At 63.6% G+C, this 11561-nt stretch carries 11 protein-coding genes; 7 read left to right on the forward strand and 4 right to left on the reverse strand.

Translation table 11 applies throughout. The features are described from left to right. The first annotated feature begins 9 nt into the window (after positions 1–9). From tssA to VGM61_RS17830, 5 genes are all read left to right on the forward strand, one after another. On the forward strand, positions 10–1155 hold the full coding sequence (gene tssA / locus VGM61_RS17810) for a type VI secretion system protein TssA (RefSeq protein WP_331524242.1): 1146 nt from the start codon (positions 10–12) through the stop codon (positions 1153–1155). A gap of 25 nt (positions 1156–1180) precedes the next feature. Next, positions 1181–1762, forward strand: coding sequence for a hypothetical protein (locus VGM61_RS17815; protein ID WP_331524243.1), 582 nt, complete (start codon positions 1181–1183; stop codon positions 1760–1762). A 60-nt stretch (positions 1763–1822) separates the two neighbouring features. Continuing rightward, a complete protein-coding gene (locus VGM61_RS17820) occupies positions 1823–2959 on the forward strand; it encodes a hypothetical protein (RefSeq protein WP_331524244.1) in 1137 nt (378 codons plus the stop codon). A 183-nt stretch (positions 2960–3142) separates the two neighbouring features. Beyond that, positions 3143–4438: a gamma-glutamyl-gamma-aminobutyrate hydrolase family protein gene (locus tag VGM61_RS17825; RefSeq protein WP_331524245.1), complete on the forward strand. Its 1296-nt coding sequence runs from the start codon at positions 3143–3145 to the stop codon at positions 4436–4438. Between the two features lie 45 nt (positions 4439–4483). Further along, positions 4484–5407 (forward strand): hypothetical protein, encoded by a 924-nt coding sequence (locus VGM61_RS17830; RefSeq protein WP_331524246.1) that lies wholly within the window; start codon positions 4484–4486, stop codon positions 5405–5407. Between the two features lie 21 nt (positions 5408–5428). On the opposite strand, the gene VGM61_RS17835 is transcribed toward VGM61_RS17830, so the two are convergent. From VGM61_RS17835 to VGM61_RS17850, 4 genes are all read right to left on the reverse strand, one after another. Further along, entirely contained in the window at positions 5429–6739 is a 1311-nt protein-coding gene (locus VGM61_RS17835; protein ID WP_331524247.1) for a cytochrome c, read from the reverse strand. Then, positions 6736–8973 (reverse strand): xanthine dehydrogenase family protein molybdopterin-binding subunit, encoded by a 2238-nt coding sequence (locus tag VGM61_RS17840; RefSeq protein WP_331524248.1) that lies wholly within the window; start codon positions 8971–8973, stop codon positions 6736–6738. Before VGM61_RS17840 ends, VGM61_RS17835 begins: the two co-directional genes overlap by 4 nt. Continuing rightward, a complete protein-coding gene (locus VGM61_RS17845; RefSeq protein WP_331524249.1) occupies positions 8970–9464 on the reverse strand; it encodes a (2Fe-2S)-binding protein in 495 nt (164 codons plus the stop codon). The genes VGM61_RS17840 and VGM61_RS17845 overlap by 4 nt, the downstream gene beginning before the upstream one ends. Before the next feature lie 95 nt (positions 9465–9559). Then, positions 9560–9934: an MFS transporter gene (locus tag VGM61_RS17850; RefSeq protein WP_331524250.1), complete on the reverse strand. Its 375-nt coding sequence runs from the start codon at positions 9932–9934 to the stop codon at positions 9560–9562. Between VGM61_RS17850 and VGM61_RS17855 the strand changes: the two genes are divergently transcribed. Continuing rightward, entirely contained in the window at positions 9869–10351 is a 483-nt protein-coding gene (locus tag VGM61_RS17855; protein WP_414694911.1) for a TetR/AcrR family transcriptional regulator, read from the forward strand. The two genes, VGM61_RS17850 and VGM61_RS17855, sit on opposite strands and share 66 nt — an antisense overlap. 235 nt (positions 10352–10586) lie before the next feature. After that, on the forward strand, positions 10587–11537 hold the full coding sequence (locus VGM61_RS19570; RefSeq protein ID WP_414694910.1) for a helix-turn-helix domain-containing protein: 951 nt from the start codon (positions 10587–10589) through the stop codon (positions 11535–11537). The last annotated feature ends 24 nt before the right edge of the window (positions 11538–11561 follow it).

The following is an 11561-nucleotide window of genomic DNA, read 5'->3' on the forward strand; positions in this document are numbered from 1 at the left end:
AGTGGAGCAATGAGCCAGTACGCGCAAGCCAGGGCGATCGACGCCGAGCCATCGCAGGACACGGCCGCGACCGCCTGCGACGACGGTGGATACTTCGAGCGCCGCCTGGGCATTTCCCTGGCGCGGCTCGTCTCGCCGCTGGACGGCCCGCAGCCGACGGGCGTGCCTGCTCGCGGCAGCATGACCTTCCGCATGATCCAGCAGCTGCGCCAGAACGACGACACCACGCTGCCGATGGGCGCATGGGCCACGGAGCCCCGCCGTGCCAACTGGCCCAAGGTTTCACAACTGGCTGCCAGCATGCTCGACACCGTCGGCAAGGATCTGCAACTGGGCGCGTGGGTGCTGGAAGCGGAGTTGCACCAGAGCGGGTACGTTGCCCTGGCGCCATGCTTTACGTTGCTGCGTGGCCTGTGCCAGGAGTGGTGGGAGCCACTGCATCCACGCGATGACGGCGAGGGCTTCGACGCGCGCTGCAACATCGTGCGCTGGATCAACGAAAAGCTCCTCAACACCGTTGCGCTGCTGCCGCTGGTTGAAGACGACGACCACATGGCCAGCTGGTCGCAATGGGAATTGGCCCACTACCACGAGCGCCTGCGCGCCGTGAACGGCGACCTGCCTGACGAAGCACGGGAGGCCGCCTCGCTCGACGATCTGCACGGGCTACTGGCACACGTCAGTGCCAAAGCACTGCACGAACAATATTCAGCGGTGGGCGACGGTCGCGCCGCCATCACTGCATTCGAGCAGACGCTACGCGGCCGGTTGGGCCCGGAAACGCCTTCGCTAAGCAAGCTGGACGACTTGCTCGCCCGTATTGAGGCGCTGCTGCGGGGCGAGCTGACCCGGCGCGGACCCGCGGCATCGCCGCCGGCTGCTTCCGGTGGCGATGCGGATGAAGACACCGAAGAAGAAGGTGACCAGCGCCGCACTACCGATATGTTCGGCGAGCGCGAACGCGCCTACCAGATGCTGGCCGAAATCGGCGACTACCTTATGGAAGTGGAACCGCACAGCCCGGTGCCGTACCTGATCCGCCGCGCCGTGGCGTGGGGCGGAATGAATGCGGCGGAGCTGTATCGGGAAGTGTTCCTGAAAGGTGGAGGGCGGGTCGATATTTTCGAACTGCCCGGGGGCGACACGGACGCCTGACGTCCACTAACGAGGAGACACGTATATGCCTGCTTGGACACGCAAAGACATTAAACAAGGAAACACCACGATCGGCAGGATCCACTATGCCCAGATCGATCAGCCCCGGTACCGGGCATTCAAGACCAAGGCAAACCTCAACCGGGTCAATCGCTTCGGGCAGCGGCAGAGCAACTATCCGGGCGTGGGCGGTGGCGTCAAGAAGGTGTACGTGTCCGCGAAGCTGCGCACGCGCCGGCCGGGAGCAGCCCGCGACAACCTGGCTGGCATCGGCGTGGTCAACCCGGCTTACGTGCCGGCCGGCGTGCACAAGGCGCACTTGGTATCGGACAGGTTTGGCGGCCCGAGCGTCCCGGGCAACCTGGCCAACGAAAGAAGTAGGATCAACCTGAGCGCCCACAAAAGGATAGAGAACCGGGTCGCCAGGTTGATCAAGGACGTCACGGCGCCGGGAGACAACAACCCCCTCAGGAATCGCGCCGGCCTGATCGTGAAGGAGAACTACAGCAATGCAGGACAGCCGACTGGGCGTACATACATGACCAGCGTCAAGGACCTCACCACCAATACCCGCACCTATCACAAGCTGACGTTCACGCCGCTGTGATGCCGCGCGGCGATCGACACGAATCCCGGCCGCTGCCGGGCACCCCTGCGCGAGGCGCCCATGCCTTCACACGCCGACGATAAACTGACGCTTCGCCATGCCTTTACCCGGACGCGCAATGCCTGGCGCTTCTATGCCTCAGGACGTCCTGCCCCGCAGGCGCAGAGGATGGGCAAGCTTGCCCGGAAGGGCCTGAATCCTGCTGTCAGGGCTCAGCTGAAGGTGCGCCGCACTCCATGGGCCCAATGGGCCAAGCACAACGCCGGTGTCGCCGGCCAGTACGGCGGCAACGTGCGGGTGACGGCGCAGAACATCCTGACCAACCGGCCGGGTGCCGTACCGACCTTCGTTGGCATCGGACTGGACGAGAATATCGCCACGCGCGTGCTCAACACGCGTGCCAACTGGGTAGGTATTCGCAAGCGGGCTGCGAAGGATATCTTCGAGGTGCGCTCGCGCAACGCCGATCTTGTCTGGTACAACCCGCCGCCGAATCCTGCTGCTGCGGCCGGCGCCTGGCCACCCATCGCCGGGCACACGCCGGGGATCAAGTCCGCGGCGGTCGGAGGGACTGCCGGCGCCATTACCACCGGCCACGGCAACGGCCAGATCGGTAATGGGCGCGATGGCATCCGCGAGTCGGCGGTAACCCGGTCGGTGCAGGACATGGCATCACCCGACCGCTTCCTCGATACCGCGGTGATGGGCGCGCTGGCAACCATCAAGCACATGTCCGATCCCTCGACGCGGCTGAACCTGGCCAAGCCGCATGTGGCGGCGCTGCCCACGGCGCGATACGCAGCCCTGACCGGCAACAACGACCTGCGCCAGCCGGCCACGTTCGACAGCCTGGTGGACCACGTGCAGGAAGAACGCGAACGCAAGAAGTGGGAGGTGGGATCGGTCATGCATGGCGACAACCGCCTGCAGGGCATGGTGCCGCCGGTGATCCGCAGCTACCTGGCTTCGCACGGCAACCAGCCGCACACGGCGATGGAAGCGTTCCGCAGCGACCTGCATCACGCCTGGTTCAAGCCATCGGTCAATACGTCGGTCGAGTCCGATACGCGCGACCTCACCACGAAGTCGTTGAACCAGATGGCAACCAAGACCAATACGACTGGGCGCCGGCAGCGCTCCTTGAGCGACGCGCGAGTGCTCCCAGCGGTCGCACCACCCAATAGCCGTGGGCAATGAGGATCAAGAAAACGCCCGTCATGCCCAACGAAGGAACATCGATATGCCTAAGAACCGAAACTGGACATGGGCCCCGGTCAAGGAGTGAACCACCGCCCTGAGCCGGAACGTCGCGTTCGCCCCAATAGCCACGAAAAATGACAAACCACATCATTTATTGCAGGCATCTCCAAAGGATCCGCCATGGCGCATCGAAAATACGAAGATCCGAAGCAGCAGGTGTTGGGTTTCGTTAAGGCCAAGCCGCAAGGCCGGGTGATTCGCCTCCGACCCAAGCGGCAGGAATCCTCGACCCGGGAAGACATTCTCAGTCGCGGCGGGATCGTCGCGGGCCCTTACGGCACGAAGGGCTTCGAGCACAGGCACGGGACGACGCTGGGACCGATACACAGTGAGGGTGCCCGCAAGCTAAGAAGCAGCGAAGTATCGATGAAGTTGGCTGCGCACAATCCCATTAAACGTCAGCCCATCACGATTTCACATCGCGAAGATGCACATGGCGCAGGCGCGTTCTGGGATCACTACACCATCCGCAGCACGACCGGGCGTTCGACGGAGATCAGCCATCACCAGGGCGTGACGCCGACCCTGCAAGCGCCCGGGGAGCAAACCAAGGGCCGATACAAAGGCGAATTGCCCGGCGGACGCCCCGATTCGGACACTCATCCTGGTAAAGGGTTGTTGTTCATTCCGGGCGGCAACTACGGTCTGGACTCGGAAACGCCGCGCAATCGCGAGCATGTCCCAGAAGGCAGCGCCGCCGTGCGTCACGGCCGGCGTGTCTCACACGAGAAGGAGCTATTGAAACAGGCAAAGCTGACTGGGCGCCCGGTGCTCGGCATCTGCGGCGGGTCATGGCGGGTACTTGAATCCTATGGGGGAAGCACCCGCGGAGTGAAGCCAAAGACGCACCAGACGAGGATCATGCCCTACCTGACCACCAAGGGCGTGGTGGCCAAGGTTGCCAGTGAGCATGGTGTGCAGGTGCAGCCCGGCACCATGTTGTCCAGCGTGTTCAAAGACGATCATCAACTCACGCCGGACAAGGTCAACACAGCTCACTGGGCTGTCGCGGAAGAACAGCGTCCCGGCCGCCTGAAGGGCGTTACCAGAATAGGGCCGGAGAAGGCACCGCTTCTGACGGTAAGCGCCCGCGGGGGTACGCCCCACGACCCGCCGTACCTCAACAAGCCTGGCAAAGTGAGCAAGCAGAGCGTGGAAGCCTTTGAAAGCCGGCACGGGGCGCCGGTGATGGGCATCCAGTGGCATCCCGAGGCCTACGGCACCGGTTTTCCCGCGACCCAGAGCCAGGCCAACAAACGTCTACTCACCTGGATGGCCAGGGCCGGCGACGCGTACGAAGCACGCCGGGACATGACCGCCGAATTCAGCAAATGGGTGGGCACCAAGCGTTTGCAACCGCTTCATTTGGCCCGCAGTCGCGCGTTCCAGGTTGCACGCAAGAATGCAAAGCTGTGAATACGGTTGTGAATCGTTTCAACCATCATCATCGAGGCTACCTTCATGCCTAAGATCAAAGGCAGCACGTCCTGGGACAACGCGATCGCTCCGCACGTAAAGGGCAGTGGCGCTTCGCAGGCTGGTTTTCAGTCCAGGAAAGGTATCAAGACCATCGCGCCAAGGAGTTATTCGGGCAATCGTGAAAGGCAGCTGTTCCGCCATATCTCCACCCGGCTGTATTTCCACGCCAAGGACAGGGCAAAAAAGAAAGGCCTTGATAACCCGGTTGAAATCCAGATGATGCGCGCCGGCACCAACATCTTCATCGGCAGCAACGAAGACGACACTGCACTCACCCTCCATAAGACGCTGTCCTACCAGGACAGGACGCGCAAGGCGCTGGTGGAAAAAAGTTACTTTGCCACCAGGAAATCCGCGGGCGGCCGCATTACCAGCCGGCATGCCAGCAAGCTGGAGTCCCGCATGTTCGACGAGAGCGGGCAAAAGAAATGGGTAAAGAAAGGCAAGGGCGCGGACGCGGCCTCGCGCTCATCAGCGGCGTACTCCGCCAAACTTCTGCGGGACGTGGCGCCGGAATATCTCAACATGACCGACAAGAAGGCCGTGAAGGACGCCTTCAAGAGCCAGGGCAGGGTGTTTATCGTGCACAGCGACCGCACCCAGGAAGGGCGTCACGTCGAGGAAAAATTCATGGACCTGCTGGAGACCAGCGGGCACAAGACACGGACGGTTATCGGGGGCAAGATGCGCCCGTGCCTGACCTGTTCAGGTCGCATGAGCCATACCAAATCCGAAGGGCACGACGTGGATTTCGGCAGCGAGCCGGGCAAGATCTGGAAGAGCCGCTACGAATCCCAGCCCAAGCAGGTGCGCAAGTCGACAGCCAAACTTGCGCAGACCAAACACACATTCAAGTCCGGCGCCGGGTTCGGGTACGAGGCAGAGTCGGATTCGGATAGTGACTGAAGGCGCCGCTTTCGCCAGTACCTATAGTGTCCGGCGCACCGCCACGTCTTTGGGCGTCACCTCGCCGCGCTTGTCACCAAAGTGCCCTATGACATAGTTTGCCAGCGCCGCCACCTCGGCGTCGCTATAGGCATGTCCGAAGGCTGGCATGTAAATGTCGTTTTCGCCGATGCGCATCTTCACGCCGTGCAATATCGCCTGGGTGACATTGGCGCCCTTCGGATCGTTGACTCCACGTGTTCCGGCCAACGACGCATAGGGTGTCTGCTGGCCGGCACCGTTCCACTGGTGACAGCTCGCGCATGCACCCTCGAACAACTCAGAGCCCAGGGCCGTTGCCGCGTTGTCGCCGGCTGGAGCGCGGTCACCCGAAGCCAGCACAGCCTTCGGCCGCGCGTTCACCACGATGGGATCCTTGCCGTCACGGGCAGGCACGCCACGCAACCAGGTGACGAGCGCCGCCGTATCTTCGGGCCGGAGGTATTGCAGGCTGTGCTCGACCGCCTCCCCCATGGGGCCCGAGGCCGACGCGTGGCCATCGGCATGGCCGGTGCTGAGGTAACTGGCAATCGCGGCATCGGACCACTGACCGAGCCCGTGCATGCCGTCGGAGGTGATGTTGTACGCGCGCCACCCCTGGACAACCTCGCCCGCGAGTGCGTCGCCATGTTTCAGGCCAAAGCCAAAGTTGCGCGGCGTATGGCATTCCGCACAATGACCCAGTGCGCCTGCCAGGTAGGCGCCGGCGTTCCAGGAAGGTGGCCGGGAAGCGTCCGGCTGGAAACGATGGCTGCGGAAGAACGCCGCATTCCAGAACGCCATCGCCCAGCGCTGGTTGAACGGGAATCCCAGCTCATTGGGAAGGTTGGGCTGGCGAATCTTCGGTTGGGTGAAGAGCCACGCCTTGATCGCCAGTACGTCGCTCCGGCTCAACTCGGTGTATGAGGTGTACGGGAAGGCGGGATATAGGTGCTTGCCATCGTTGCGGATGCCCTCGCGCACCGCGCGTACGAACTCATCGTCGGACCACCGGCCGATGCCTGTTTCCGGGTCCGCCGTGATGTTGGATGAATAGATGGTGCCAAAAGGAAGTTTGAAGGCGAGGCCGCCCGCGAAGGGCTTGCCGTCCGGGGTGGTGTGGCATGCGACGCAATCTGCCGCGCGCGCCAGGTATGCGCCACGGGCGACGGGGTCTGCCCCAGATGGCGCGCCTGCAAGGGCAGGAGCGGTGCCGTCGGAGTGATCGGTGCGGGTCAGCCAGAAGAATGCGCCCACGCCAACGACGAACAGTACGACCACGACGACCAGGAGACGTTTCCAGAACCGTTTCATGCCGCGTCCTCCTTGCCGTCGTTCGACTGCGCAAGCGAAGTACGCGACACCGGCAACTGGTGCAGGCGGATACCGGTGGCCGCGAAGATGGCGTTGGCCAGGGCCGGCGCCGCTATGGCGGTACCGACCTCGCCAATACCACCGGGCACCTCGTCGCTTTCCACCTGGTGGACTTCAACCAGGGGCACCTCGTTGATACGCAGGTTGCGGTAGTCGTTGAAGTTGCTCTGCTCGATCACGCCTTTCTCAAGGGTGATGCCGTTGAACATCGCGGCGCTCAGGCCGAACAACACGCCACCCTCGATCTGCGCCTTGACCGAACTGGGGTTGATGGTGATGCCGTTGTCGACGGCGGCCACGGCCTTTCGCAGTTTCACCACGCCTTCTGGCGAAACTTCCACCTCCATCGCCAGGCACACGTGGCTGCCGAATGGCGAGCCGACAGCAATGCCCCGGCCACAGCGCGCCGGCAGTGGCGAGCCCCAGCCGATCTTCGATGCTGCCAGGTCCAGTACACCTTGAGCGCGTGAGCCCTTGGGCATCATTGCGCGGCGATAGGCCACTGGATCCTTCCCGGCGGCGTGAGCCAGTTCGTCGACGAAACCTTCGATGACCCACAGGTTGTGCGTGGGGCCGACGCCGCGCCACCAGCCAACGACAAGCCCGGGTGGCATGTCGTGGCGAATCCACTCCACCAGGGCGTAGTCAATGGAGTAGGGCAGGTCGGCCGCGCATTCGATAGCGTCACTGTCCATGCCGTCCTTGCCCAAGGCGCCGGGCATCCAGCGACCCAGCACGGTGCCACTGGTGATGCGATGATGCCAGGCAGTGGGCCGGCCATCATCACCCAGTGTCGCGGAGATGCGATCGAAGTAAAGCGGGCGCACGCGGTCGTTGCGGATGTCTTCCTCGCGGCTCCAGATTACCTTCACCGGGTAGCTGACCTGCCTGGCGAAAGCCACCGCCTGTTCGACCTGGTCGGTTTCCAGGCGCCGGCCGAAACCGCCGCCCAGGTACTGGGTATGCAACGTAACGGCATCGGCGGGGATCCCGCAGATACGTGATGCCTCGGCCACGACACGCGTGGGCACCTGCGTGCCCGTCCAGATCTCGCACTTGCCTGGCGTGACATGCACGGTAGCGTTGAGGGGTTCCATGGGCGCATGCGCCAGCATGGGAGTGATGTATTCTGCGTCGACCTGCTTGCCGCCCGTCGGCGCTTCGCCCTTGGGCTTGCGACCCACCAGCGCAGGACCGTCCCGGGAGCTCTTTTTCAGCCCGTCGATCAGTGCCTGCGTATCGAGCTTTGCGTTCACTCCCGGCAGCCACGTGATGTCCAGCGATTCAAGGCCGCGCTGGGCAGCCCAGTAGTGCTCGCCGACCACCGCCACCGCATTGTCGAGTTTCAGCACGTCGATGACGCCCGGGATCTTCCGCGCCGCGGAATCATCCACCGGGCCGAGCTTGCCAGCGAGTTCCGGACTGGTGCGTACCGCGGCAATCTTCATGCCCGGCACCTTAGCGTCGATGCCAAACTGGGTGCCACCATTGATCTTGTCGGGCGAGTCCACGCGACGAAGTGGCTTGCCGATCAGGGTGAAGTCCTTACGCTCCTTGAGCTTCACCGTCGCCGGCTGCGGCAGCTTGCCGGCTGCCGTCGCCACCGTGCCAAAGCCCAGATGGCGACCAGAAGGGCCATGGGTGATGATGCCGCGCGACACCGTGCAGCCGGAGGGCTCGACGTGCCACTGTGCAGCTGCCGCAGCGATAAGCATTTCGCGAGCCACGGCACCGGCTTCGCGCAAAACCTGCCACTGACCGCGCGTGCTGGTGGAGCCACCGGTTATCTGGCCCCCACCAAGCAAGGGCTGGCCGTACAGCGCATCGCTGGGCGGCGAATGCTCGATGGCGACCTGGTCCAGGCCGATGCCAAGTTCTTCGGCGAGCATCATGGCGATGCCTGTATAGATGGCCTGGCCCATTTCTGCCGCCGGCATGACCAAACGGACCTTGCCATCCGCCCCCACCCGAATGAAGGCATTGGGCGCGAATGGGGGATTGCCGTCCGCGGCAGCCACGGCGGGATCGGCATCCTGACGGCGTGCGTTCATGGCGGCGTACGCGGGACCCATCCCGGCCGTCCACAGGAATGCCACGGCCAGACCCGTCCCGGCGCTCTTCAACGCGGTGCGACGACCTGCATCGAACCGGTCGTTGTTTGTGCGGGTGTTCATGCCGGGCTCCCGTCGACAATTACCTGGAGCCCGAAAACCTTACCGGTAGCGGCCTGGTGGATAGCCTGGCGAATGCGCACATAGGTGCCGCAGCGGCAAATATTGCCGGCCATGGCTGCGTCGATGTCCGCATCGCTGGGGGAGGGTGTGCGTGCCAGCAAGGCGGCGGCCGACATGATCTGTCCGGACTGGCAGTAGCCGCACTGGACGACATCCAGTGCCAACCATGCCTGCTGCACCTTTTGCCCCTCTGGCGTCGTACCGATGCCCTCGATCGTGGTGATGGCACGACCGCCTATGGACGACACGGGCAATTGGCAGGAGCGAACGGGCTTGCCATCCAGATGCACGGTACATGCCCCGCACTGCGCGATGCCGCAACCGAACTTGGTTCCGGTCAGGCCCACCACATCCCGTAGCACCCAGAGCAGGGGCATGTCGCCCGGCACGTCGACCTCGCGGTCCTCCCCGTTCACACGCAACGTGGTCATGCGCGGTTTCCTCCTGGCGGCCGCGACGGACGCGGCATGGGCTGGGATTGATGCCTCGACAATCCTACACCTGTCGACCCGGGACAAGGCGAGCCTCACCCGGGTCGATCGGTCCGGTGAGCGGGTGTTCGATGGGCGGTCCGATTCGGATGGTGAGTGACGCTTTCCTGCCTGGGAATCCAGTGGTAGGCAGCGGCCATGAGGCCCAGCGCCACGCCGAAGGCGACGTTGCCTGGCCAGCCGTAACGGCCCATCAGCCAGCCGCTGATCATGACGCCCAGGGCGCCCCCTAAGAAAATGGCCGTCATGTACAGGCTGTTGATGCGCCCCTGGGCGGTGTGGTCGACGGCGAAGGCGAGGGGCTGCGCGCGACCGGCATCGACCGGATCATTGCCGAATCGGGCGTGGCGAAGATGTCGTTCTACCGGCATTTCCCGGCGAAGCGTGACCTCATCGTGGCCTTCCTTCATAAGCGCAGCGGTGAGTGGATGGCATGGTTCCGCACGGAGGTCGAGAGGCGCCTGGCAAAGCGCGGCGCCGGGCTGGAGGTCATAGCCGATACCCTGGAAAGCTGGTTCGAACAAACTGATTTTCGTGGCTGCACGTTCATGAACTCGGTGGCCGAAGGTGCGCACGAGGACCCGCTCATCGCCCAAGTGGTGCTGGACCACAAGGCGGAACTGGGTGAGTTCATCCAGAAGCTTGCCAGGCGACTTGGCCTGTCCCGCCCAAAGCGCGTCCACGAGGCGGTCATGGTCGTTATCGAAGGCTCGGTGATCCGCGCACAGATGACCGGTCAGTACGGGGATCCAACGACAGGCCGCATGCTTCTTCGCGCCATCGCCCGCGAGTACACGCGGAGCAAGGTTCAGTCCAACGGGGGGTGAGGCAAGCGCACCGCATGGGGCCAGCAAGGAATGCACAAATTCGGCGCGCAGCATTTCGGCGGGCATCGAATCGTGACTTTCGGGCTAGGTCGATCTGTGATCTGCGTTCCATGACGACGATGGCTGCCCTGTTAGCATTTGCAAAGTAAATTGGTTTCGCGCATGGCGCGAAGCTGGACCGTTAGTGCCATCGATAGCCGACAGGGGGCGATTCGTTGTGGCTGAAGATGCATCTATGTCCGCTGATATTGCCGAGGCAGAGGAGCCTGGCGATATCAGTTTCGAGGTGGCGCGCCACGGTTCAAAACGAACGTGGACCGCTGCGCCGCCGTCAACCGGGATAACGCCAGAACGGCCGCATCGCCGCCGTGATCGCGACATCGCCGAGCAAGGCGATCTTGATCACTATCGCCTCCACCTTGTGACCTCCGGCGCGCTCCAGGGCAACTTCCATGGACCGGAACTTCTTGCGGGTGTGGGCGACATCTGCATTCTCGATCTTGCGCAGGTCGCCACAGGCTGGATCGAAGCGGGTTCGACGATGTCGATGGCCTTGCAGCGGCAGGCACTGGAGGCTGTCGCCGGCAAGCGGAACCTTCATGGCGCCGTGCTTAAAGCGCGCTGGCCCATGACGCGATTGATTGCTTCGTATGTGCGTGAGTTGTGCCTGCTCGACACGCCCCTGCCGGACACGCAGGCCCTGGCGGCGCAGGAAGCCGTGCTCACCTTGGTCTCGGCGGCGCTCAAAGACCATGGACCCGGCGACGCCGCTCGTGCTTCTCCGCTGGGCGCGGGCCTGCATCAGCGCATCACGGAATTCCTGGCACGGAACATCTACTTGCTGGACTTGTCGCCGGATTTTCTGTGCCGTCGCTTCAACGTGTCGCGCGCGCACCTGTACCGTGCCTTCGCCGAAGACGGCGGCGTGGCGAAGGTGTTGCGGGACATGCGCCTGGATGCCGTATACCGTGAATTGACGCAAACCGATCGCGCGCCACGTTCGATCACGGAACTGGCGTATACCCTTGGCTTTTCCAGCAGCAACCAATTGCTGCGAAGTTTCCGGGCCCGCTTCGGCGTGACGCCCAGCGAAGCCAGGGCACATGGCGTCAAGACGCCGGAACTGGCGCGGAAAGCCGTGGACGTGCCGGCCTGGATCGCACGTCTGTCGGGCGGGTCAACGTAGCCCCGACACAGCGCGGCGTTCGAA

The sequence above is a fragment of the Pinirhizobacter sp. genome, assembly GCF_036499745.1.
In the GTDB taxonomy this organism is placed as follows: domain Bacteria; phylum Pseudomonadota; class Gammaproteobacteria; order Xanthomonadales; family Rhodanobacteraceae; genus Pinirhizobacter.